Genomic DNA, 22617 nt, shown 5'->3' on the forward strand with positions numbered 1-22617 from the left:
GCATCGACTCTATCCCAACGTGATCTTGTCTATGCGGGCCCGGAACACCGGCTCCCCGCGATAAGCGCGCGCATACAGCTCAAGCCTAAGAGCCTGACAGCCCTCTTCAATACCTTCGAGCTCGACCGAATTTTCACCGCCGCGAAGGTTTACCTGAAGCGCGGGTTCGCGAGCGGCGTCGCAATAGAATGCAACACGCATGCGGCCCTCTCTTATCGTACGAGTGGTGTTGATTTTGATCGTTAGCCCACCTTTTGTCGCCTCGGGAGCGATCAGCCTACGGGCGATAACTCCACCTTCTCCGGGGCGGATGTAGACCTCCAAATCGCGACCATCCGCACTTGGCTTTGCGCGGATGTTGCGCCGATCCATGAAAGCCCAGTCAAACGGCGGGTAATCACCGCGCCACGAAAGTTCGGAGTCCTTTTCTTGCGTGTTACCACTCGTCTGGACGGCGCGCGCATAGAGTGTGCGGGCTTGTTCAAGCTCGCCTTGCGTTGCCAGCCCGGCAATCAGATCACGATCGAACTTCTCATTATCCACGGTGATTTCTGACCGGATATTCGCCAGTCGAATGCGCGCGCCAGGGTCACGCACCGCAAACATCGCAAACTGGTCATGCCAAGGCGAAGAACCGTCAAGCAAAGCGGCAAATGTCCGCTCGGTCTCGGGCTTGAGCAAAGCATCTTGCAACGGCGGGAAGAACTGCGCGGTCAACTCCGGATGCACACGCAGCAATTGATCCAGCGTGGCAATCGAGCCCACCGCATCTGCCTGTCCGACTTTGTGCTCCAGCACTGCTCCTTGCAGAGCAAGGTCGCGGCGGTTGAGCCGTGCCGCCAGCTCAAGGATCTTGCCGCGTGTGGCATCATCGGCTTCGGCCTTGGCCAAAACCATTAGTGATTTCGGGGTCAGCGGTTCCGCACCGAATGCCGCAAGAGCCAATTCACGGGTATTGGCTGCGGCCTCGGATATCTGATCAGGGTCTTCGGCTGCATCCTGAAAGCGCGCAAAAGCGGCTTGCTCTGCGGCCATTCCGTTCAGAGGATTGAGTGCCACCGCCTGAGCGGGTGAGCGGCGTTCCGCAACACTCGAAGCGGCCTGCAACGCCAGAAGAGCAGCCGCGACCAAACCGATGCCAATGGCCATTCCCAAACGCGCGATGCCTGTTTTCATCGGAACGACAGCTCAGCTGCAACAGACCTACGCACCGCGCAGAGCGGGCGCGTCATCTTCGCCCCCGTCGCCGGTGCCGTAGCCATATCCGTAGCCGTAACCATAGCCATAGCCGTAGCCATACTCTGCGGCGCGCACATCCAGCTTGGTCAGCGCAGCGCCGAAGACTTTCACGCCGGATTCGCCCAGGCGCTCGACCGCGGAGCGGATCGCTTTCACCTTCGCACGGTCATATTCGATGACGTAAACGATGCCGTCAGCTGCCCGTGCGGTCTCAACCGCATCAGCGAGCGAAAGCATCGGCGCGCTGTCGATGATGATCTGGTCGTATTGGCCCCGTGCCTCGGCCACGATCTGCCCCAAACGGCCAGATGCAAGCAGGTCAACCGGGTTGGGCGGGCGCTTGCCGACTGGGATGTAATCGAAGCCGAATTCGTCAATCGCGATCACTTCATTGCGAAGCGAGGATTCCGGGTTGGTCAGCAGGCCGCTGAGCCCGATCGACTTTACGTCTCCAAGCTCAAGTTCGACATGCAGGCGCGAATTGCGCAGGTCAGCATCGATCAGAAGCGTGCGCTTACCCAAGGTTGCGAAGCTGGAAGCGAGCGCCAACGAGCTCATGCTCTTACCCTCAGCTGGCATGGTGGAGGTGAGCATGACAACCTGCGGTGCGCCAGCCGGCGTGAGGAACGCGAGGTTTGAACGGAAGGAGCGATAGGCCTCGCTGATTTCCGACGATTGCTGGCTGAGCTCGTCGATAATATCGGCATTGCCGACCGACGGGATCGCACCCAGCACCGGGAAATCGAAGTTGTTGGCAACATCGCTCGGGCTGCGAACACTCTGGCTCAGCAGGACGCGGAAATAGACCAGTGCAGCAGCAAGCAACAGGCCCGAACACAGGCCCAGCAACAGGTTGGCCACAAGGTTGGGCGACGATGGGCCGCCTGGTGCCTGCGCCTCATCAATCAGCTTGATGTTGTTCTGCCCGGCACCCGAAGCTTCGAGCTCCTTAAAGCGCTGCAGCAACGCATCATAAAGCGTGCGGTTGGTTTCCACTCCCCGCTTGAGAATGCTGTAACGAATGCTCTGATCCTGCTGGCCAAGAAAGTTCGATTTCGCTTGGTTCAGCTGTGACCGAAGCTGACGTTCCCGCGTTAAAGCGGAATTGTAAGCGGTGCGTGCCTCACCGGTCAGACCGCCCTGCTCCTCGTCAATCGCGGAATTGAGCGCCGCGATCTCAGCCTCTTTCTCTTTGACCGGCGCATATTCAGGGCCGAACGTTTCGCGCAAGGTCGCCAATTGGGCCTCTGCCCGAGCGAGCGAAGCGCGCAATTGCGGGTTGGTGCGGTTGCCGCGCAAGTCGCCGGTCTTCAGCGCAGCTTCTGCGGTGATGCGGTCCGTCACAGCCTGTGCAAGCGCAGTGTTCAACGCAGACAGGTCAGTCGCAGCGAGCGTTTGCGAAGCCGTACGCTCTGCTCCCGATCCGTCATCGGCTTCGAGGATAAGGATGCCGTTTTCGTTGGCGTAATCGACCAGTTCCTGTTCCGATTGCGCCAGCTCTTCGCGAAGCTCTTCGAGTTGTGATTGCAGGAATTCACGCGCTTCAATGTTGTCGCCAAAACGCTTGTCATAGTTCGCGGCAATAAATTCTTCGGCCCAGAGATTGGCCACCGATGCGGATACGACGCGCGATGGGCTGGTGAATTTGATATCGATAAGGCTGGAATTCGTGATGCCGAGGATCTCGATCCGGCTCAGAAGAATACGCTCAATCGTGCGCGCCTGAACGGTGTCGCCTTCTTCCTGGCCTAGCTCGAAGGCTTCCAGAAACGCTTCATCGCGTGTCAGATCACCGGCATCAACCACGCGCGAAGCGATAAACCGCGACTGAAGCAATTCAGACTGGGTGTTCAGATATTGCTGCTGCGAAGCGGCGTTGGCACGATTGGACTGGTTCAGATCCGTCAGGTCCGTACCGATCTGGCCGACCTCAAGGCGTGACTGGGCCTCATACAAAGGCTGCGTCAAAAGCGTGACGATCAATGCGAGCAGCAGCGCGGCGGCGATGATCCCACCGATCCAGAACTTAAGAACTCGTGCTTCCAGCCAATAACGCTCGAGATCGAACAGCGGCGTGTCTTCGGACTCGTCCTGAATTGGAACTGTCATGCCCCTTAGATCTTGGCTGTTCTGCATTGTCGTAACCTGGCCCATTGCCGGCTCTTGAGGAGTGTTCACCGGGAAACCCTGTCTAGGAGGAGGACGATGGGCGTAATCAGAGGCGCAAAGCCAAGGATTGTGTCGAGACGGCGCCGTGCTGCCGAATCTCCGACCATCACAACATCGTTGGGGTAAAGCTGCGGGTCGGCATAGTTTCCGCGCGCAATCGAACCGATGTTGTAAGCGGCAATATACTGCTGACCGTCAACCGTGCGCATCACCAGAACATCGTCTTTGGCGGCGGTATCGGTTAATCCGGAGGCTGAGTTGATAATCTTGAGCAAAGTCGGCTTGCCAAGCGCCGAATAGGAGCCCGGCCGTTCCACTTCACCGCCAACAGAGATTGATGGCTCAGCGAACTTGTCCGGAATGATGCGGACCTGAGGGTCCAAAACAATGCTGCCGCGCAATCCGTCGCTGATCAGCTCAGCGGCTGCTTGCGGTGATTTGCCACCAGTTTCGACTTTCCCGAGATACGGGAATACGAGGTTGCCATTCTGATCGGTGAAGAAGTCACCGCTGAGATCCTCTGCACCGGAAACCGTGATGTCGAGCTTTTCCTGCGGGCCGATTGCATAGGCAAGCTCGCCAATAGGCGCAGGCAGGGCGGCAAGGTCGGTAACCTGAACCGAGGGCGCTGTACCAAAGCTCATGTCAGTGGCGCAGCCTGCCAGCGCGAGCGGCACCATCATTGTGAGAAGAAGCTTTTTCATAAAAAATCAGGTCCTCGTAACAAGGCGCCCTAGCAGACCATACTTGTAAGCCAAGCCCGAATGCGGTGACCGGACCCTTACCCACTTCTTGCCAAGGCATGCCCCGCCAATCAAGCCGCGATGCGGAGCGCCAGCGTATCGAGGTGTAACCCTCTGGCCACTAGCCATATGCGCGGCGCCCTCTACTTGCTCCGGATATCGGCGTGGTTGGCGAGAAACCATTGATAGGTTTCCTCGATCCCGCGACGCAGCTCGATCTGCGCCGTCCACCCCATATTGGCGAGGCGCGAGACATCCATCAGCTTGCGCATCGTGCCATCCGGCTTGGTCGGATCGGTCTTGATTTCGCCCTCAAAGCCCGCGACTGCCGCGACCATTTGCGCAAGCTCAAGGATCGACACATCGCTGCCGCAGCCGACATTGATATGGCTCAACATCTCCTGTGTGTTCGCATCGTAATTGTCGTGCGACATGTTCAGTACAAACAGGGACGCAGCTGCCATGTCGTCGACATGCAGAAATTCACGGCGCGGATTGCCGCTGCCCCAAATGGTCACGCTATCGAGCCCGTCTTCCTTGGCCTCATGGAAACGCCGGATCAATGCCGGCAGAACATGGCTGTTTTCCGGGTGGAAATTGTCGCCAGGGCCATAAAGGTTCGTTGGCATGACCGAGCGATAATCGGTGCCGTGCTGGCGGTTGTAGCTCTCGCACAGCTTGATCCCGGCGATCTTCGCGATGGCATAAGGTTCGTTGGTCGATTCCAGCACGCCGGTTAGTAATGCGTCTTCGGCCATCGGCTGCGGTGCAGCCTTCGGGTAAATGCACGAGGATCCAAGGAACAGCAGCTTGGTAATTCCGACGGCGAAAGCCTGATGGATCACATTCGCCTGGATCATCAGGTTCTCGTAGATAAAGTCCGCCGGATAGGTGTTGTTGGCATGGATACCGCCGACCTTGGCAGCGGCCAGAACCACCGCATCGAGCTTTTCAGCCTCAAAGAATTCGCGCACCGCGGCCTGATCTGTCAGGTCGAGTTCGGCGTGGGTGCGGGTAACGATTTCAGTGGCTTCACCCGACTGCTCCAGCTGGCGCACAATCGCGCCGCCAACCATGCCGCGATGCCCTGCGACGTAAATTCTCATCGCGCTGCGTCCTTTAGTTTTCGATGCTGACCGGCAGTTCGAAGCCGTGCTCTTTCATCAAAGCATGGCGCTGCGCTTCCTTGAGGTCGGCAGCGACCATCTCCGCGCACATTTCCTGGGTGGTGATTTCCGGAACCCAACCAAGCTTTTCCTTGGCCTTGGCGGGATCGCCTAGCAGCGTTTCGACCTCTGCGGGGCGGAAATAGCGTGGATCGATGCGCACGATCACATCGCCAACCTTCAGCGCGGGCGCTTTGTCGCCCTCGATAGCAGCGATCGTGCCGATTTCATCAATGCCCTCGCCGCTGAATTTGAGCGTGATGCCCAGCTCCTTGGCCGACCAGGTGATAAACTCGCGCACCGAATACTGGACGCCGGTGGCGATCACGAAATCATCCGGCGCATCCTGTTGCAGCATCATCCACTGCATTCGGACATAGTCGTGCGCATGGCCCCAATCGCGCAGCGCATCGATATTGCCCATGTAAAGGCAGCTCTCGAGACCCTGTGCGATATTGGCGAGGCCGCGCGTGATCTTGCGCGTCACAAAGGTTTCACCACGCCGCGGGCTCTCGTGATTAAACAGGATGCCATTGCAGGCATACATGCCGTACGCCTCGCGATAGTTCACCGTGATCCAGTATGAATAGAGCTTCGCCACTGCATAGGGCGAGCGCGGATAGAACGGCGTGGTCTCCTTCTGCGGAGTCTCTTGCACCAAACCATATAGCTCGGAGGTAGATGCCTGATAGAAGCGGGTTTTCTTCTCGAGGCCCAAGAAGCGGATCGATTCCAGTAGGCGCAGCGTGCCAAGCGCGTCGACATCGGCGGTGTATTCAGGCGATTCAAAGCTCACCGCAACGTGGCTTTGCGCCGCGAGATTATACACCTCATCCGGCTGCACATCATTGATGATGCGCGTCAGGTTCGATGTATCGGTCAGATCGCCATAGTGCAGCTTCAGCTTGGGGTCGGGCGTATGCGGATCCTGATAAATGTGATCGATCCGCTGCGTGTTGAAGCTCGACGCGCGGCGTTTGATCCCATGGACCTCATACCCTTTCTCGAGCAGGAACTCCGCGAGATAGGAGCCGTCCTGCCCCGTAACGCCTGTGATCAGTGCGGTCTTGCCCATGGTTCAGCCTTGGTCCTTCACAAAGAATTGTCCCACTTTACGCAGGTTTTTCGAAATCAGAACGCCCATCCCGCCAACATTATTGCGGCGGATAGCGGTTAAATCCTCGCGGCTTTTCTGCATGATGCGTTCAAGCGAGCGGTTGCTTTCGCCACCTACGCGCATCTTGACCAGCACCTGAGGAATGTATGCGAGCGTAATATTGCCCCGCACCAGATAACGCAGCATCGCATCATAATCGGCAGCGATCTGAAGCGACGTATCGTAAAGCCCGTGCGCATCGAACACCTCGCGGCGCAGATAAAGGGTCGGGTGCGGCGGCATCCATCCGCGCTTCAATTTCTCGCGCTTGTATTCGCCCGAGTCCCAATGGCGGATCACACGATCCGGATTGTCGGCGGCGACATATTGAAGATCGCCATAAACGCCATGCACCTCTGGGTCTGCGAAGGCCTGCGCGACCCGATCGAGCACGTCTGATGAGGCAAACATATCGTCCGAATGCATCAGGCCGATAACATCGCCGCTGGCATTTCCTATGCCCCGATTGATCGCATCATAGATGCCGTGATCGCGCTCGGTGATCAGCTTGGTCGTGTCATTTGCCGCCGCACGAACCACGTCGAGCGTTCCATCATTCGAACCACCATCCTGAATTACGTGTTCGACATTGGAATATGTCTGCGCCTGAACGCTGTCGATCGCCGCGCGGACGGTATCCGCACGGTTGAAGACTGCGGTGACAACGGAGATTTTCATGGCCGCTTGATCAGATTCCTGATGGCTGGGTCAGACCCGGCCAATGCTGGAATATTCGAAGCCTTGGCGGCGAACATCTTCGGGATTGTAGATGTTGCGCAAATCGATCAGCACTGGAGCGCTGGCGGTCGCCTTGACCTTGTCCAGATCAAGCGCGCGGAACGCATCCCATTCGGTCACAATCACGGTAGCGTCGGCGCCTTCGATCGCCTCATAGGGATCGTTGCACATCTTCACTTCTGGCATCAGCGGCGCGGCGATTTCCATGCCCTCTGGGTCGTAAGCTGCAACCTCAACACCCGCGTCTGTCAACGTCTGGGCAATCGCAATCGCAGAGGAATCGCGCATATCATCGGTGTTGGGCTTGAATGTCAGGCCCAGCAAAGCCGCTTTCTTTCCGCGGGCCGCATCCGGCCCACCCAGCGCATCCACGACCTTGCGGCCCATCGCGCGCTTTCGCGTGTCATTCGTCTTCACCACTGCCTCAACAATGCGGGTTGGACTGTCATAGTCCTCTGACGTCTTGAGCAGCGCCAGCGTGTCTTTGGGGAAGCACGATCCGCCATAACCCGGACCTGCATTCAGGAACTTGGCGCCGATGCGGTTGTCCATGCCGATGCCGCGAGAGACATCCTGAACATTCGCGCCGACTTTCTCGCACAGATCAGCCATTTCATTGATGAAAGTGATCTTGGTCGCAAGGAAGGCGTTGGCGGCATATTTGATCAGCTCGCTGGTGCGGCGCGAGGTGAAGAGGATCGGAGACTCGTTCAGATAGAGCGGGCGATAAACCTCGCGCATCACCTTCTCGCCAAACTCATCCTCGGCACCGATGACAATGCGGTCAGGGCGCTTGAAATCACCAATGGCCGCGCCTTCGCGCAGGAACTCGGGATTGGAAACAACCGAGACATTATGCGGCGTGCCTGTGGCGGCGATAATCCGTTCCACTTCGTCGCCTGTGCCCACTGGGACGGTGGATTTGGTGACGACAACCGCGTCTCCGGAAAGCGTTTCGCCCACTTCTTTGGCGACGGCATAAACGAAAGACAGATCCGCATGGCCATCGCCGCGGCGGCTAGGCGTGCCGACAGCGATAAAGATCGCGTCTGCGCCCTTAATCCCCTCAGCCAGATCGGTGGTGAATGACAGACGCCCTGCTTTCACATTGCTTTCGACCAGAGCATCGAGGCCCGGCTCGTATATGGGCATGATGTTTTCGTGCAGGCGGTCAATCTTCGACTGGTCTTTGTCGATGCAGACAACATCGTGACCAAAGTCCGCAAAACATGCTCCAGACACAAGGCCAACATAGCCCGAGCCAACCATTGCAATTTTCATCTAGTTATTCCTCGGTCTTGTATCATCACGCAATTCAGTTCCCGCAGCATATTCGCACTCTGCAAACGGGTGTTTTGCCGCTTCGCAGGTGGCCTTAGTCTCCAGATGTCGTGGTATCCAGACTTTGTTCCTTATTGCGAGGCGATTTTGGCGGCGGGACTTTCGTGACATCAAATCCCAAAATTTGAGCGGCAGCGATAGACGCGTCCACTCCGTTCTTCTTCATGTAATCCTTTGCTTCAAGGAGCTTCTGGTCAACCAGATAACGGTACCAGAAGCCTTGAAGAATATGGAACGCTGAGCCCTTGCGACCATCAAGAAAGCCCAATCGCAAGACATAGCGGTACAGGAAATATGTGGTGGCTCTGATCCCAGAGGGCAAGCGAGCGTAGACCTTCTCCTTGATCCACCGTTTCCCCTGCGCCTGTTTCGAAGCCTGCAAGCCTGCAGTGGCGCGGTTCTCCATAAAGCCAAATTCGAGGTTGAGCATCTCGATCGCCTCGCGCGAGGCATAGGCGTTGTGCTTCGCGACCCACCACGTCAGCGAGTTGAGATTGTCATCGACGATCTCGCCACTGAAATCGGCAATAGGGCCATCGACCACAATATGCTCGTCCATCCAACGGTCTTCGCTGACCCCACGGCCATGGCGAAACAGCCGGACCAGCCGGATCGGGAACAACCCGCCCCATCGAATATCGCCGCCCATGAATTTCATCCGGCGAGATAGGCATATGCCCGCAACGCCCTCTTCAACATGCGGCAGCTTCTCACGAATTTCGTTAGCGAGCTCAGTGCTGAGGACCTCATCCGCGTCAAGGCGGAACACCCACTGCGTATCGGCTGACAGTTGACCAAGGGCCCAATTGAATTGCTGTGCCTGGGATTCAAATGGGTTCGAGAGCACCGATGCGCCCAGCGACTGCGCAATCTCCACCGTCGCGTCGGTTGAGCCGCTATCAACGACGACAATTTTGTCCGCCACCGGCTGCGCAGAGGCAATCGCACGCGCGATGTGCAGCTCTTCATTGTATGTCAGGATGACGAAGGTGACGCTCATGACCGCTGGCTTGCCCCAGAAGTGACAACGGCATTTGGCACTATTTTGCTGCGCTGCATCATTTCGATCGCTCCCTTAGAGGCACAGCGCGCACTTGCCCACCCCCAGCACTCCAATGCAGGCCTCTTAATACGTATGAGAAGACCCTCAGCGCCAACTCCCAGAATAGACTTGCGACAATCGCCTTATTAAGAGAATGCGGTCGAGAGCGGCGTGCTGACACCCGGCTCGGGAAAGTCCGGCAACTGGCCGGATTAGAATGATTTTGGGCTGATGCGACCAAACTTCCTGATAATCGGTGCGATGAAGGCGGGGACAACCACCCTTTATGACGACCTGGCCGTGCACCCCGATGTCGTGATGCCGAGCGACAAGGAGCCGGACATTCTGCATCGCTGCGCCGACAGCGAGGAAGCGCTATCCATGTGGCGCGGCCATTTTGGCAGTGATGATCCAGCGAAGATCCGCGGCGAAGCATCAACGTTTTACACAATGGTCCCCGAGTTTGATCCCGTCGCCGATCTGGCGCGCGACGCTTTGGGCGCGAAAGGCCGGATCATTTATCTCGTGCGCGAGCCGATCGCTCGGATTGAAAGCCATCTGGCGCATGACATCGCGGCGCGGCGGATCACTCCAGAAACAGCGGAAAGCGCCGCGCTTTCGGAAAGCCGCTTTGTCAGCTGGAGCGATTATGGACGCCAGATCGCACCATGGATCGAAGCTTTTGGCCGCGAACGGGTGATGATTGTGCGCTTTGACGATTTCGTTGGAAAGCGGCGCGAAACGGTGAGCGCAATCGCGGAGTTTATCGGTCTGGACGCTAACCGCCTGCCTGAGCGCGACGAGGTCTCCAATTCCCGTGAAAACCTGCGCACCATGCGGGCGGGCTGGATCGGCGACACTCTTTCCAAGACGGTTTATCGCCAGAAGATCCGCGGGCTGGTGCCCGAATTTGTGCGATCGGCGCTGCGCAAGACGCTGACGAAACCGGCCAACAATCCGAAGGTGAACCTTTCCGAAGGCACCAGAGCCGAACTGCGCAGTCGCCTCAGCCACGTCGCAAGCGATCTGAACGCGCTGGGCGTCAACGTCGATCACTGGCCGCAATAACATGCGCGCCCGTCTGGTCAGTCTGTTTGTTACCCGGGGCGGGATTGTCGGGCTGAACTTCGCGTCGCTTCTGATCGTCGCAGCATTGATGGAACCAGCCGAGTTTGGCTCCTTCGTCTTCCTGTGGGCTTCGGCGCAATTGCTCTCTGCTTTCGCGGGCCTCGGGAGCGTCAATTATCTAATGCGCGAAGGATCTGCGCGGCAAGGCGATCCGGCGCGCGGCGTCACGCGCTCGGAGGCTGTGCGCATTGCCTTTGGCTATCCGTCGCTGATGCTGATGGCCTGCGCCGGGGTTTTGGCCCTTGCTGCCTTCGGCTTTGCGGGCACCGCAGTCTTCGCCAATATCGGCGTAACCGAAATGCTGTGTGTTTGTGCAGCTGCAGGCGCACTCATCGCGTTGTCGCACAGCGCCACACCGCTGCGCCTCAATGACTGGCAAACCGCGTCCATGATCATACGCGATGCCGGGCCTCAAGCGATTATTCTGATGGTGGTCGCCGCAGACTTCTTCATATTCGACCGCCTAACGCCAGCCGGTGTTCTGCTGGTCTTTGCCATTGTCGGCTTGCTCGTCGCATTGACCGCTATTGCCGTGGCGGTTCGCCGCAATGCAGAGCTGTGGCGCGAAGGCGATGGAGAGCGCTTGAGAGGCCAAAGCGGGTTCTGGGGCAGCGCCATTGTCGGCATGGGCACCGCACAGTTTGACCTTTTTATCGGTGGCTTCTTCCTGCAGGAAGAAGACCTCGGTACCTACCAAATCGTGAAACGGCTCGCGAACCTCGTCGGTATGCCGCAGATCATCGTCAACTGGGCCTATATCGTACGGCTGGGTAAGCATTACGCGCAAGGCCAGATCGACGAGATCCGCAAAGACTGCACCACCGGCGTTATCTGGGGCGTCCTGCCAGGGCTTGGGCTGCTGGCGGCTCTGGTGATCGCTATGCCGTTCATGTTCGATTTCTATGAGGTGGCTGATCGGCAAACAGCATGGTTCGTGTTCGCGCTGCTGGCGGGCAGCAATCTGGTCAATCTGGCCTTCGGCTTGAACCTCGCCCTCGCCGCGCAAACCAACCGCGAGAAGGTCGCCTTCATGGCGCGCTCGATGGGATTGGGACTTGGAATCACGCTCGTTTTCGTGTTTGCGACGTCTCTCGGCCAGATCGGTCTGGCCATTGCCGTTCTGTCGGCCGCACTGGTCACCAATGCGGTGACTGCTTGGCGCATTTGGAAAGAGCTACAGATCAACACCACGGTAATCGCCGCCGTCACATCCATGGCGACAAGGAGAAACAGGTGATCGGAATTCCCAATCCGCGGCCCACAACCCGAATGGGACGTTTCATGGTGACCGCGTCGGCGCGGCTCAACTATGAATGGGCTCGCCTGCGGCCGGGCCAGCCGAAATTCCTGATCCTGACAGAGTTTCCCCGGTCGGGTGGCAACTGGATTCGCGATATCCTTGCCGATGCACTGCAGCTTCCCGCACCGCGCTTTGCGCGCCTGCCGGTGACGTTCAAATCGATCATCCATAACCATGATCACCGGCTGACCGATCACCCGACCGTTTATGTCGTGCGCGATCCACGCGATATCTTCGTCTCACACTTCCACCAAACTGCACGGATCGTGACCGACGGTGCGCCGAGCTTGAAGCGCAAGACCATTTCGCGTCACCCTTCGCTCGAAGGGATCACCGACACGACCAGTGCACTCTCCGAACGCGGGCTTGCATTCTACAACGAGTGGAAGACGCGTTCTGTCGGAGCACGGGTCGGCTGGCAGGATCATGTGCGCCCGTTTCTGGAAAGCACGTCATCGCATGTGACGGTGATCCGTTATGAAGACATGCACACCATCCCCGCAGAGACGCTCGCCAAGGCATTGCCGCGATTGAGCGAGGAGACTGTACCTGACAGCGTCATCGAGTTCGCAATCGAGCGAAACTCCTTCGCCTCGCAAACCGGCAGGAGCAGCGGAGACGCCAACAACACTTCGACAAAGCGGCGCGGCATCATTGGTTCGTGGCGCGACGAGTTGGACCCTGCGGTTGCCAAAGCCATGGCCACTGATATGCAACGAGAGATGGATTTGGCTGGATATGAGTAAGGAAGGGCGAAAAAGCAGGGCGGCATGAGCTTTCCACTGATCCTTATCGCGTTCTTCGCATTCCTGATTCCGCTGCTGACGGCAAACCGTCTTGGCGCGATCCGCTATTTCTCGCCGCTGCATATCACCGCCTATCTCGTCTTCTTCGGCGTGTTCCTGAAGACGATCTGGTTCTACTCATTCGGCGGCGTGCTGTTTTACGAGCACTTCCTCAACGATGACCGCCAGGTCTATCTCGGCTACCTCTTCATGCTCGGCTTCGTGGTGCTGCTGTGCGTGGGATACGCTGTGGCCAGCCCGCGAAAGTTCAAATTCTCGACAATCGACGAGCGCCGCGATGCCGTTTTGCAGCTGCGCAATGTGCGGCTATTGGCGATCGCAGCATTCGGCATGGCCGGCCTTGTCCTCGCCTATCTTCTGGCTGCACGCGGGCTTGGTGGATTAGGCTCAGCTCTGAACGTGGAAACGCTCGACAGTCTAAATTCAAACAAGATCGCCCGCATTGAGGGGCAAAGCGAGTTCGGAGCGTCGGACGCTGCGATCAAGAGCCTGCTGGTTGTCCCAACTTTGGCGATGGTCGTGTTTCTCGTGCGGCAGCAAGTGACGCGCAAGACGAGCCTCGTCCTCTTTGCGCTGCTGGGCCTCGAATTCTATCTGATCCTGACACAGGGTAAGCGTTTTGCCCTCGTTACAACGCTGATGACTATCATGATGGCCACCGTACTTCTCGGTCGTCGTTTCACTCCGCGCCAACTGGGGCTCGCAGCAATTGCCAGCGTGGTTGCGCTTGCTCTTTTCGTAGCCATGACAACCTTCCGGATGAGCCGCGGATCAACCGAAGAAGCGCGCTTTGAAGTGATGCCTGCCATCGAGCAAATCGTTGGCTCGACATATTTTCTCGATGTGAACTCTCCGATCCTGATCATCGCGCTTGCTGACGAGCGGGATCGGTTCTGGGGAGCAAGCTACACCTACTGGACTTACGCATGGATCCCGCGCGCGTTCTGGCCTGATAAGCCAGCGGTGAGCATGGGGCCCTACATGAAGCGTGAGATCCTCGGCATCGAAGGATCTATCGGCGGAGTTAACCCCACGGGGCCCGGTGAAGCGTTCATCAATTTTGGCTGGTGGGGATTGATTGTCGGATTCCTGCTCGGGTCTTTGTATCGCGGGCTGGAAATCCTCACACTCTCCGCCAAAGGCGTACGCAAACGGGCCGGACTATGGATGTATCCGATCGTTGTAGTGCCGTTTATTATCGCCACACTGCAATCGTCGTTCTCAGGATCGTTCGTCACAGCCATTGTGAAGGCAATTATCATCATGGCTATCATCAAATTGCTCGGAAGGCCGTTCCTGCGCGGGCGCAAGAAACGGCGAGCGCGAACAACGACGCAACGCTACCAACCCGTTTTGAACAAGGTGCAATCATGAACACCAGACGACTTGGCGGGCCGTTGCTGATGGGTCCGAGAATTGCGGCTGCTGTCTGGCGCAGGATCCGCAACACGCTGGCGACGCAGACGCACCGGTTGACCGTGGGCAGCATGGGTCCGGGCACCAAAGTGATGCATTCGGTGCGGTTTATGGAGCCCAAGCAGGTTCATATCGGGGCGAACTGCCTGATCTGGAGCGGGGTCGGAACTACCGCAGACGATGATTGCGCGGTGTTGACGGTCAAGGACAAGGCGCAAATCAATGTGAATGTCGCGCTGGATGTAACTGGCCCGCTGACCATTGGCGAGAACACTCTGATTTCAGAGGAATCGGTCATCTACACGCACGATCACGGCCTCGATCCGAAATCGAAGCCAAAGGTTTATGGCAAAGAGATCGGGGCCAACGCCTGGGTCGGGATGCGCGCGGTTATTCTGCCCAAATGCAAGCGGATCGGCGATTGGGCCGTGATCGGCGCGGGCGCGGTAGTTTCACGTGATGTGCCCGATGGCGCGATTGTGGTCGGGTCACCCGGCAAGATTGTCGGTTATCGTGAAGGGTTTGGCGACAAGACTGACAGTCCGTCTCCCGCTGCGAAACAGGCCGAACACGCCGCTACGTGACTGTTGTAACGCGGCGCATAGGCGGTTAAGTCGCCGCCAGTTCGCACTCGCACAATTTCACTCAAGACACGCAACGAGAGGAGCGCACAACGCTGATGGCAACCCGCACTCCCCTTGAAGGCGCCGCGACATTTTCGCTGGGGCACCGCCTGTTCCGGCTGTTCTGGAATATCAGCTGGTTCGTGCTGTGCCGGTGGAGTCCACCCTTCATGTGGCGGTATCGCAGCGCGGTCCTGCGACTGTTCGGCGCCAAGGTCGGCAGTCCATGCGATGTGCGTGGAACGTCGAAAGTCTGGTATCCGCCCAATCTCACTCTGGCCGATCACTCGATGATCGCGGACCGCGTCAACGTCTATAATGTCGCGCCGATTTCGCTGGGATCATGGACCATTGTCTCTCAAGACGCGGAGCTGTGCGCGGCGAGCCACGATGTCTCGGTCAAGGGCTTCCCGTTGACGCAGGCGCCGATCACCATCGGCGAATATTGCTGGGTCGCGGCGCACGCATTCGTATGTCCTGGCGTGACTCTGGCCGATGGCACTGTTCTTGGCGCACGCGCAGTGGCATCAAAGAACACGGAAGGCTGGAAGGTTTACGTTGGCAATCCGGCCAAGCCGGTTAAAGAACGGGACCCGTCGGCCATCAAAATGGGGTTTGACCCCGCCGAATGATCTCGCGCCGTTTGGCGATCACCTGAACACCAATGACATCCCAACGGGGAGTATGATGAAAGCTCTGGCAACCAATTTGATCCGCGCTGGCGAATATCTGCAGCGCTTTGGCGCGCGTGGCTTGCTGATGGCGGTTGAGCATCAGGTTAAGTTTCGCATGATGTCCGGCGAAGCAAAGACAACCAGCGTTCCCGGCTATGGCGAAATCAACCTGCGCCCCCGGACCTCTGACCTCGCCACGTTCCGCGAGATTTTCGTCAATCAGGATTACGATCTGGACGCGCATGGCATCCGCGAATTGGCGCAGGCCAAATATGACGCAATTCGCGCAGCAGGCCGCACCCCTCTGATCGTGGATGCGGGCGCGAATGTCGGCCTTGCCACGCGTCAGTTTAAACACTTCTTCCCCGAAGCCGATGTTATCGCGATCGAACCCGCCGATGACAGCCTCGCCATCGCCAAGAACAACACCAAAGGCCTTTCAGGTGTCACTTTCCGCAAGGCAGCGGTCTGGAAGGAAGACACCACCGTGTTCCTCGAGGATTCCGTCGATGCTTCGGCGCGGCGCGTGGGTGAAAATACGTCCGCGGGTGAGGGCATCGAAGCGATCACCATGAAAACGCTTCTCGATGGCCGCGAGGAAGATCTCTTCATCCTCAAAATGGACATCGAAGGAGCGGAGTCGGTTGTTTTTGGCGAGGGCGAAGAACCCGCCGATTGGCTGAGTCATGCACCTATCGTCTTCATCGAAGGCCATGACGGCATGAGCAATGATTACGGCTCGCTCGCCGGCGTGCTCGCGCACAAGAACTACCGCGATGGCCGGATCACAACAACTGGCCCTGCGCTAATCATCGTGCCGCGCAGCTCTTTCGAAACAGCGCAGTAACATGGCAACCGGAGCCGCCTCCGACGCACCGGTGGTGCTGTTGCCGGCGTGCACCTTCCCATCCGAAGACGCAGCGCCCGAACGGCAGGCCGACCTGCTGCACAATCTGAGCTATATTCGCGAGCACCTACACGGGTGCCGGATCATCGTGTGCGACAATGGCGTGCGTCCACCCAAAGTGTCTGACGGCGTCGAGCTGGTTCATGATGCGAGTCTAAAGTCGGCCGATCCCTCAACCGGCGAGTGCCGCAACCTGCTTGCTGGCCTTAAGTCGCTGCCGGACGACACGCTCATCTTCAAAATGCACGCGCGCTGCACGCTTGAAAACATCGCCGCGTTCAAAGCGTTTCAGGCCGAAAACACCGAGTTCTTCCTCGTAAGTCCCAACGTCTGGGGCAAAGGCGACTCGGGTTACGACGAGCTGCCCTATGTCGAAACGCGCGTGTTTGTGGCGCGTGCGGGGACCTTGCGGCGCTTGCTCACCGATGCCCTCGCCTTGATCGAAGGCAAGGGCGGACGGATCGAGCAAGCATTGCTTTCTGTTATTCTGCGCGATCCAGCCGATAGCGCGCTCGCGGTGTCACGGGGTTCGTTCTTTCCGGTGATGGGCGGAACATCTGGGCACGGGCGGCAATACGGGTCGTTGCTGGGCAAAGCTCGGTCGAAGATGAAGACGGCCCTGTACCGCTTCGGACTTTAGTCGGTCACGACAAAGTCAGGCTTGTCCCCGCGATCGGACAGCCAATCATAAACCCGTTCCATGCGCTGCGCGAGCGAAGGCCAACCAAAATCGCGCGACACCCATTCACGGCCTTTATGACCCATTGCGCTCAGACGCTCGGGTGAAGACGCCATCGCCTCTGACAGCGCAGCGCGCAGCGGCTCTTCACCAATCGGATGCCACCAGCCGCAATCCTCGTTCGCCAAGCCTTCCCAAGGGGCTCCGTGGGAAACAATGGCGGGCGTTTCCTGCACCAGCGCTTCCGCCACAGTCAGCCCGAAATTCTCGTCCAGCGTGGGCAGCACGAACAAAGATGCGGCAGCGTAGGCCTCACCCTTCTCATCACCATAAAGCGGGCCGGTCAGCCGCGCGCGCTTAATGCCGTTTTCGGCAATAAAACTGCGATACTCGGCGCCAAATTCATTGTCGGCAGGGCCAGCAATATCGAGCTGCCAATCCGGAAAGCTATTCTCGATCTGCGCCCAGACTTTCAGCAGCGTATCGATCCCCTTCTTGGGATGGATGCGTCCGAGAAACAGCACTTTCTTCTTGCGCGGGTGGGAGGAGGGAGGGGTGGGATGTCGATGCCGTTGGGCACCAGGGCAATCGGCTGGGCAAGCCCGAAATCGCGAATATCGGCGATCTCTTTCTCAGACGTCGCGTGCCAGCAATCGACATGGGCAACAGCGCGCTTTTGCAGGACATGCCAGAACAGCTTCTTGCGTGCAGAAGAGAACGACAACGCGCCCGAACCCAGCATCCCTCTTGGCGCATGAACGACTTTGATCCCCTCACGCGCGCCGGCACCGGCGCTGACGACATTAGGGATCAGCCACAAGCCATGACCATGCACGATCGTGCCCTCTGGCAAGCCACGCATTTTGCGGCGCAGGCCCGGTGCGTAATGGACCGATTGCAGCAGCGGCTTACCTACCATCCAGTGCGGGAAAATCTCCACTCGAACGTCCGGATTGGGCAGCGAGCGGGTGCGCGAGGTGTGGATCGTCACATCGCGATCCAGCTCCGCCGTCGCCATAGCGAGCGCGGGCACCGAATAGGACGGGCCGGAGGCTTCCTCCGCTATGGAGGGCACGACATGATGGACGGGCCAAGGCTGCATAAGCCGCGCAATTGTCAGCTTTGCATTGAGCTTGCAAGCGCGCCGCACAACGCGCTTGCCCCGTTAGGTGCGAAGCGACTAGACGGGCGCCAATATCGAAAGGGCGGTTAGAACAAGCACATGACGCAGCGAAAAGGAATAATTCTGGCAGGCGGCAGCGGGACCCGGCTCTGGCCGCTGACACGCGGCGTCTCGAAACAGCTGATGCCCGTCTATGATAAACCGATGATCTATTACCCGCTGAGCACACTGATGCTGGCGGGCATTCGCGAGATTATGATCATCACCACACCGCAGGATCAAGCGGCATTCCAGAGCCTTCTGGGTGATGGATCGGAGTGGGGTCTCCGATTGGAGTATGCAGTGCAGCCAAGCCCCGATGGCCTCGCTCAGGCATTTCACATCGGCGCGGACTTTGTCGGCAGCGATCCGAGCGCGCTCGTCCTGGGCGACAACATCTTTTACGGCCACGGTCTGCCCGAGCTTCTTACCAGCGCCGATGAGCGTGAGAGCGGGGCCAGCGTTTTCGGATATTATGTGGCCAACCCTGAAGCCTATGGCGTGGCCGAGTTTGACGACGCGGGGAACGTCGTTTCTCTGGAAGAGAAGCCCAAACAGCCCAAATCGAACTTCGCGGTGACGGGCCTGTATTTCTACGACGGCACCGTGGTCGATCGCGCACGCGACCTGAAACCCTCGGCGCGAGGCGAACTGGAGATCACCGATCTCAACCGGCTGTACCTCGATGACAACGCTCTGGCGGTAGAGATCATGGGGCGCGGTTATGCATGGCTCGACACCGGAACGCACGGCTCACTGCTTGATGCGGGCACCTATGTGCGCATCACCGAAGAACGGCAGGGTCTGAAAATCTGCTGCCCCGAAGAGATTGCGTGGCGTAAGGGCTTCATCAGTGATGAGCAGCTTGAACGCATTGCCGAACCGCTGCGCAAATCGGGCTATGGTGATTATCTGGCGGCACTGCTCAAGTGAACATCATCGACACCAAGATCGAAGGCCTGAAAATCATCGAACCGCAAGTGTTCGGCGATGAGCGCGGGTTCTTTATGGAAAGCTGGAACGCGGCCAAGTTTGCCGAGGCAGGGCTCGATATTGGCTTCCTGCAGGACAACCATTCGCGCAGCCAGAAAGGTGTGCTGCGCGGCATGCACTTCCAGAACCCGGGGCCGCAGGGGAAGTTGGTGCGCGTGGTATCCGGCGCGGTGTATGATGTTGCGGTGGACCTGCGCCGTTCCAGTGCGACATTCGGACAATGGGTCGGCGTTGAGTTGAGCGAGGCGAACAAGCGGATGTTTTGGGTGCCACAAGGGTTTGCGCACGGCTTCCTGACGCTCGAAGACGACACCGATTTCCTCTACAAATGCGATGCGCCTTATCGTCCGGATAGCGAACACTCGCTGGCATGGGACGATCCCGATGTCGGCATCGAATGGCCGCTGGACGGCATCGAACCAGTGCTGTCAGCGAAGGATCAGACGGGTCAGAGCCTTGGCGACATTGCCGCATTGTGAAGGCGCTGATCGGGGGTTGGTCTGAACCATGATCAGCAAACTCGCGATAGAACGCCTGTTTCAGCTCGCCTTTTGGTCAGCTTTGATCTTCGCGCTTGTTATGGCGAATTTGCCGCAACCACCTGGCGTGGGCGAATTTAACGACAAATCTTTGCATATGCTCGCTTTTGCTGTGCTCGCGGCGCTTGTTGCACAAGCCTATCCGCGCACGCCTTATCTGTTGCTGTTTGCCGGGCTGGCTTCGTTCGGGGCGATGATCGAGTGGACACAGCTCTTCATGGGTCATGGCAGGCAGGCCAGCCTTGCCGATTGGATCGCAGATGTCATCGCGGCAGGCTGGGTTTTAGCGGTCATTGCCGCGCTGCGCCTGTTCTGGCGGTTTTTGCGACAATAAACAGAGCTATGTCCTGCCAGCGCAGCCTTGCCGACAGAAAGAACTCCTCCTAAGCACCGCGATGCTCAGGGGAAATATTGTCGTGCTTGGAATTCAATGAACCGCCCGCCCGTCTCGCTTGCGACAAGGAAGCGCGCGCCTCGAATGAGCGTGCCTCAACAGATCGCTATGTTCCTGATCGGCGGTGTGTTCTTTCCGGCTGCCATCTGGACGTTGGTCAGGGATGTGCCATTTTATCACGGGCCAAGCCTCAACGTCACGCTACAAGCCGGTTTCGGAACATTTGCTTGCTGGTATGCGCTGAACCGCCTTCGAACCTATGCTCGCGCAAGGCTGCTATCCTATGTCTTGCCCGTTTGGGTCGTTGCTTTTGGCGGGATCTTTACGCTCAACGGCATCCTGCGGCTTGATATGTCCTTCACGCTCTATTTGGCCATCGCGCTTACCACGTTGCTGGTCGCCTATGCTGTGACGACCCGCATCCGCCACTCCAACCCCAATCTGCGTCACTTCATCATTCCAGGCGGGAATGTCGGCACCATCCTGGGAAGTCGCGGCTTTGTTGAGCTCGATTCGGCGGAACAACTCGCCCAGCTCATTGAAAGCGATGGAATTAGCGGCTCCATTGTCGCCGACCTTCACCATGATCAGCCCGCCAATTGGGAACGCCTTTTGGCCAAAGCCGCCCTGCGCGGCATTCCGGTCTATCACTACCGGCTGATCGAAGAGGCGTTGACCGGTGAAGTGCGAATCACGCACCTGCGCGAGAACGATCTTGGTTCGCTGATTCCGAACCTGCCCTATCGCGGTGCAAAGCGCCTGATCGATATGGCGGGCGTTATCGTTCTCAGTCCGGTCCTGTTGCCCGTAATGGCTCTCGTGGCCCTGATCATCCGGCTCGATTCCAAAGGGCCGGTGCTCTTCTTTCAGGAACGGCTCGGCTATCATGGTGACACCTTCAAGATGGTCAAATTCCGCACGATGCGTGAGCGTGTTGTTGACGAAACGAGCGAAGCAAAGCGCGACGATGCGATGACGAAGGACGATGACGATCGCATCACCCGTCCAGGTCGCTTCCTGCGCAAGACGCGGCTCGACGAGCTGCCGCAAGCGTGGAACATCCTAATGGGTGAAATGAGTTGGATCGGCCCGCGGCCTGAAGCGCGCGAACTGGCCGATTGGTACGAAAGCGAAATCCCCTTCTACAGCTATCGTCACATCGTGCGCCCCGGCATCACGGGCTGGGCACAGGTCAATCAAGGACACGTGACCGACCTTGATGCGATCCAGTCGAAGCTTCGCTACGACTTTTTTACGTTAAGAACCTATCACTCTGGCTCGATCTGCTGATTGCGCTGAAAACGCTCCGCGTTGTTGCCGGAGGATTCGGCGCAAGATAGCCACCGCTTTCGTGCCAATTGAGTAAAGGCTGGGCTTCGCCATATGCGCACCGTTCTTGTCACCGGATCAGCCGGATTTATCGGCTTTCACCTTTCGCAGCTGCTGCTGTCGGAAGGTTTCCGCGTCGTCGGCTTTGACGCGATGACCGATTATTACGACGTGCGGATCAAAGAGCGGCGGCATCAGATGCTGCTGCAGAATGAACATTTCTCCGCCCATATCGGCCAGCTGGAAGATTTTGACCGGCTGCACGAGCTGGCGATGAAAACAAAGCCGGATGTGATCGTCCACCTCGCCGCGCAGGCGGGCGTGCGATACAGCCTTGAGAACCCCCGCGCCTATCTCGACGCCAATGTCACCGGCACGTTCAACATCATGGAAATCGCGCGCGAACTGGGCGTCGATCACCTGCTGATGGCCTCAACCAGCTCGGTCTATGGCTCGAACGAGGAAATGCCGTTTGACGAGCGCGAGAAATGCGACACCCCGCTGACTTTCTACGCCGCCACCAAGAAGGCAAACGAAGCGATGTCACATTCCTACGCTCACCTGTGGGATCTGCCGACGACCATGTTCCGCTTCTTCACGGTCTATGGCCCGTGGGGTCGTCCGGATATGGCGCTGTTCAAGTTCACGCGTGGCATTTTGAATGGCGAACCCATCGACATTTACAACAATGGCGAGATGTTCCGCGACTTCACATACGTGACCGATCTGGTGCGCGGGATTCGGCTGCTCATTGATGCTGCGCCAGAACGTCCCGAAAGCAAGGACGACATCGCCGATTACGACAGCCTTTCCCCCGTCGCCCCATGGCGCGTGGTCAATATTGGCAATTCGGACAAAGTGCGCCTGATGGACTTCGTCGAGGCGATCGAAGAAGAATGCGGGCGCGAAGCGATCAAGAACTTTATGCCGATGCAGATGGGCGATGTGCCCGCGACTTGGGCCGATGCGACGCTGTTGAAAGAGCTGACCGGATATGCCCCGCAGACCGATGTCCGCGAGGGAATTCGCCAATTTGTCGAGTGGTACCGCGCTTACTACGAGGTGTAAGCGCC

General features: G+C 58.2%; 23 protein-coding genes. 13 read left to right on the forward strand and 10 right to left on the reverse strand.

The window, feature by feature from the left end:
- Positions 1-9: 9 nt before the first annotated feature.
- The 8 genes from AC0V6K_RS06425 to AC0V6K_RS06460 form a co-directional block, all read right to left on the reverse strand.
- Positions 10-1176 (reverse strand): hypothetical protein, encoded by a 1167-nt coding sequence (locus AC0V6K_RS06425; protein WP_472625711.1) that lies wholly within the window; start codon positions 1174-1176, stop codon positions 10-12.
- 27 nt (positions 1177-1203) lie between these two features.
- A complete protein-coding gene (locus tag AC0V6K_RS06430) occupies positions 1204-3348 on the reverse strand; it encodes a GumC family protein (RefSeq protein ID WP_472625713.1) in 2145 nt (714 codons plus the stop codon).
- Positions 3349-3413: 65 nt separating this feature from the next.
- Positions 3414-4112, reverse strand: a complete 699-nt coding sequence (locus AC0V6K_RS06435) for a polysaccharide biosynthesis/export family protein (RefSeq protein WP_472625715.1) — start codon at positions 4110-4112, stop codon at positions 3414-3416.
- A 182-nt stretch (positions 4113-4294) separates the two neighbouring features.
- Complete coding sequence (gene fcl / locus AC0V6K_RS06440; protein ID WP_472625717.1) at positions 4295-5257, reverse strand: GDP-L-fucose synthase; 963 nt, start codon at positions 5255-5257, stop codon at positions 4295-4297.
- A gap of 13 nt (positions 5258-5270) precedes the next feature.
- Positions 5271-6392, reverse strand: a complete 1122-nt coding sequence (gmd, locus tag AC0V6K_RS06445; RefSeq protein ID WP_472625719.1) for a GDP-mannose 4,6-dehydratase — start codon at positions 6390-6392, stop codon at positions 5271-5273.
- Between the two features lie 3 nt (positions 6393-6395).
- Positions 6396-7151 carry a glycosyltransferase family 2 protein gene (locus AC0V6K_RS06450; protein WP_472625721.1) on the reverse strand — a complete coding sequence of 252 codons (756 nt, stop codon included), beginning with the start codon at positions 7149-7151 and terminating at the stop codon, positions 6396-6398.
- Between the two features lie 30 nt (positions 7152-7181).
- Positions 7182-8492 (reverse strand): UDP-glucose dehydrogenase family protein, encoded by a 1311-nt coding sequence (locus AC0V6K_RS06455; RefSeq protein ID WP_472625723.1) that lies wholly within the window; start codon positions 8490-8492, stop codon positions 7182-7184.
- A 94-nt stretch (positions 8493-8586) separates the two neighbouring features.
- Positions 8587-9552, reverse strand: a complete 966-nt coding sequence (locus tag AC0V6K_RS06460) for a glycosyltransferase family 2 protein (RefSeq protein WP_472625724.1) — start codon at positions 9550-9552, stop codon at positions 8587-8589.
- A 273-nt stretch (positions 9553-9825) separates the two neighbouring features.
- Between AC0V6K_RS06460 and AC0V6K_RS06465 the strand changes: the two genes are divergently transcribed.
- The 8 genes from AC0V6K_RS06465 (at position 9826) to AC0V6K_RS06500 (ending at position 17088) form a co-directional block, all read left to right on the forward strand.
- Entirely contained in the window at positions 9826-10662 is an 837-nt protein-coding gene (locus AC0V6K_RS06465; RefSeq protein WP_472625725.1) for a sulfotransferase domain-containing protein, read from the forward strand.
- A 1-nt stretch (position 10663) separates the two neighbouring features.
- Complete coding sequence (locus AC0V6K_RS06470) at positions 10664-11959, forward strand: lipopolysaccharide biosynthesis protein (RefSeq protein ID WP_472625727.1); 1296 nt, start codon at positions 10664-10666, stop codon at positions 11957-11959.
- Complete coding sequence (locus tag AC0V6K_RS06475; RefSeq protein WP_486172585.1) at positions 11956-12768, forward strand: sulfotransferase domain-containing protein; 813 nt, start codon at positions 11956-11958, stop codon at positions 12766-12768. The genes AC0V6K_RS06470 and AC0V6K_RS06475 overlap by 4 nt, the downstream gene beginning before the upstream one ends.
- A gap of 24 nt (positions 12769-12792) precedes the next feature.
- Positions 12793-14202 carry an O-antigen polymerase gene (locus AC0V6K_RS06480; protein ID WP_472625731.1) on the forward strand — a complete coding sequence of 470 codons (1410 nt, stop codon included), beginning with the start codon at positions 12793-12795 and terminating at the stop codon, positions 14200-14202.
- The gene (locus tag AC0V6K_RS06485; protein WP_472625733.1) at positions 14199-14828 is read left to right on the forward strand and encodes an acyltransferase; all 630 of its coding nucleotides are present in this window, start codon (positions 14199-14201) and stop codon (positions 14826-14828) included. Before AC0V6K_RS06480 ends, AC0V6K_RS06485 begins: the two co-directional genes overlap by 4 nt.
- A gap of 95 nt (positions 14829-14923) precedes the next feature.
- On the forward strand, positions 14924-15499 hold the full coding sequence (locus AC0V6K_RS06490; RefSeq protein ID WP_472625735.1) for an LbetaH domain-containing protein: 576 nt from the start codon (positions 14924-14926) through the stop codon (positions 15497-15499).
- Positions 15483-16388, forward strand: a complete 906-nt coding sequence (locus tag AC0V6K_RS06495) for an FkbM family methyltransferase (RefSeq protein WP_486172586.1) — start codon at positions 15483-15485, stop codon at positions 16386-16388. Before AC0V6K_RS06490 ends, AC0V6K_RS06495 begins: the two co-directional genes overlap by 17 nt.
- A 1-nt stretch (position 16389) precedes the next feature.
- A complete protein-coding gene (locus tag AC0V6K_RS06500; protein ID WP_472625738.1) occupies positions 16390-17088 on the forward strand; it encodes a hypothetical protein in 699 nt (232 codons plus the stop codon).
- On the opposite strand, the gene AC0V6K_RS06505 is transcribed toward AC0V6K_RS06500, so the two are convergent.
- Positions 17085-17651, reverse strand: coding sequence for a glycosyltransferase (locus AC0V6K_RS06505; RefSeq protein ID WP_472625740.1), 567 nt, complete (start codon positions 17649-17651; stop codon positions 17085-17087). The two genes, AC0V6K_RS06500 and AC0V6K_RS06505, sit on opposite strands and share 4 nt — an antisense overlap.
- Positions 17600-18229 (reverse strand): glycosyltransferase, encoded by a 630-nt coding sequence (locus AC0V6K_RS06510; protein WP_472625742.1) that lies wholly within the window; start codon positions 18227-18229, stop codon positions 17600-17602. The genes AC0V6K_RS06505 and AC0V6K_RS06510 overlap by 52 nt, the downstream gene beginning before the upstream one ends.
- A 120-nt stretch (positions 18230-18349) precedes the next feature.
- Here AC0V6K_RS06510 and rfbA point away from each other — a divergent pair, with 120 nt between their 5' ends.
- From rfbA to AC0V6K_RS06535, 5 genes are all read left to right on the forward strand, one after another.
- Positions 18350-19222, forward strand: a complete 873-nt coding sequence (gene rfbA / locus AC0V6K_RS06515; RefSeq protein ID WP_472625743.1) for a glucose-1-phosphate thymidylyltransferase RfbA — start codon at positions 18350-18352, stop codon at positions 19220-19222.
- Positions 19219-19761 (forward strand): dTDP-4-dehydrorhamnose 3,5-epimerase, encoded by a 543-nt coding sequence (rfbC, locus tag AC0V6K_RS06520; RefSeq protein ID WP_472625745.1) that lies wholly within the window; start codon positions 19219-19221, stop codon positions 19759-19761. The genes rfbA and rfbC overlap by 4 nt, the downstream gene beginning before the upstream one ends.
- A 28-nt stretch (positions 19762-19789) precedes the next feature.
- Positions 19790-20155 carry a VanZ family protein gene (locus AC0V6K_RS06525; protein ID WP_472625747.1) on the forward strand — a complete coding sequence of 122 codons (366 nt, stop codon included), beginning with the start codon at positions 19790-19792 and terminating at the stop codon, positions 20153-20155.
- A gap of 144 nt (positions 20156-20299) precedes the next feature.
- The gene (locus tag AC0V6K_RS06530; RefSeq protein WP_472625748.1) at positions 20300-21505 is read left to right on the forward strand and encodes a sugar transferase; all 1206 of its coding nucleotides are present in this window, start codon (positions 20300-20302) and stop codon (positions 21503-21505) included.
- A 93-nt stretch (positions 21506-21598) separates the two neighbouring features.
- Positions 21599-22612: a GDP-mannose 4,6-dehydratase gene (locus AC0V6K_RS06535; protein ID WP_472625750.1), complete on the forward strand. Its 1014-nt coding sequence runs from the start codon at positions 21599-21601 to the stop codon at positions 22610-22612.
- The last annotated feature ends 5 nt before the right edge of the window (positions 22613-22617 follow it).

The organism is Erythrobacter sp. S43, from assembly GCF_057364955.1.

Excerpts from the sequence above, each read along its gene's own strand:
- AC0V6K_RS06525 (WP_472625747.1), top strand. The coding sequence starts at position 19,790 with ATGATCAGCAAACTCGCGATAGAACGCCTGTTTCAGCTCGCCTTTTGG.
- AC0V6K_RS06465 (WP_472625725.1), top strand. The coding sequence starts at position 9,826 with ATGCGACCAAACTTCCTGATAATCGGTGCGATGAAGGCGGGGACAACC.
- AC0V6K_RS06510 (WP_472625742.1), bottom strand. The coding sequence starts at position 18,229 with ATGCAGCCTTGGCCCGTCCATCATGTCGTGCCCTCCATAGCGGAGGAA.
- AC0V6K_RS06480 (WP_472625731.1), top strand. The coding sequence starts at position 12,793 with ATGAGCTTTCCACTGATCCTTATCGCGTTCTTCGCATTCCTGATTCCG.
- AC0V6K_RS06470 (WP_472625727.1), top strand. The coding sequence starts at position 10,664 with ATGCGCGCCCGTCTGGTCAGTCTGTTTGTTACCCGGGGCGGGATTGTC.
- AC0V6K_RS06455 (WP_472625723.1), bottom strand. The coding sequence starts at position 8,492 with ATGAAAATTGCAATGGTTGGCTCGGGCTATGTTGGCCTTGTGTCTGGA.
- rfbA (WP_472625743.1), top strand. The coding sequence starts at position 18,350 with ATGACGCAGCGAAAAGGAATAATTCTGGCAGGCGGCAGCGGGACCCGG.
- AC0V6K_RS06535 (WP_472625750.1), top strand. The coding sequence starts at position 21,599 with ATGCGCACCGTTCTTGTCACCGGATCAGCCGGATTTATCGGCTTTCAC.
- gmd (WP_472625719.1), bottom strand. The coding sequence starts at position 6,392 with ATGGGCAAGACCGCACTGATCACAGGCGTTACGGGGCAGGACGGCTCC.
- AC0V6K_RS06460 (WP_472625724.1), bottom strand. The coding sequence starts at position 9,552 with ATGAGCGTCACCTTCGTCATCCTGACATACAATGAAGAGCTGCACATC.
- AC0V6K_RS06530 (WP_472625748.1), top strand. The coding sequence starts at position 20,300 with ATGAGCGTGCCTCAACAGATCGCTATGTTCCTGATCGGCGGTGTGTTC.
- AC0V6K_RS06435 (WP_472625715.1), bottom strand. The coding sequence starts at position 4,112 with ATGAAAAAGCTTCTTCTCACAATGATGGTGCCGCTCGCGCTGGCAGGC.
- AC0V6K_RS06485 (WP_472625733.1), top strand. The coding sequence starts at position 14,199 with ATGAACACCAGACGACTTGGCGGGCCGTTGCTGATGGGTCCGAGAATT.
- AC0V6K_RS06500 (WP_472625738.1), top strand. The coding sequence starts at position 16,390 with ATGGCAACCGGAGCCGCCTCCGACGCACCGGTGGTGCTGTTGCCGGCG.
- AC0V6K_RS06430 (WP_472625713.1), bottom strand. The coding sequence starts at position 3,348 with ATGACAGTTCCAATTCAGGACGAGTCCGAAGACACGCCGCTGTTCGAT.
- AC0V6K_RS06425 (WP_472625711.1), bottom strand. The coding sequence starts at position 1,176 with ATGAAAACAGGCATCGCGCGTTTGGGAATGGCCATTGGCATCGGTTTG.
- AC0V6K_RS06450 (WP_472625721.1), bottom strand. The coding sequence starts at position 7,151 with ATGAAAATCTCCGTTGTCACCGCAGTCTTCAACCGTGCGGATACCGTC.
- AC0V6K_RS06490 (WP_472625735.1), top strand. The coding sequence starts at position 14,924 with ATGGCAACCCGCACTCCCCTTGAAGGCGCCGCGACATTTTCGCTGGGG.
- fcl (WP_472625717.1), bottom strand. The coding sequence starts at position 5,257 with ATGAGAATTTACGTCGCAGGGCATCGCGGCATGGTTGGCGGCGCGATT.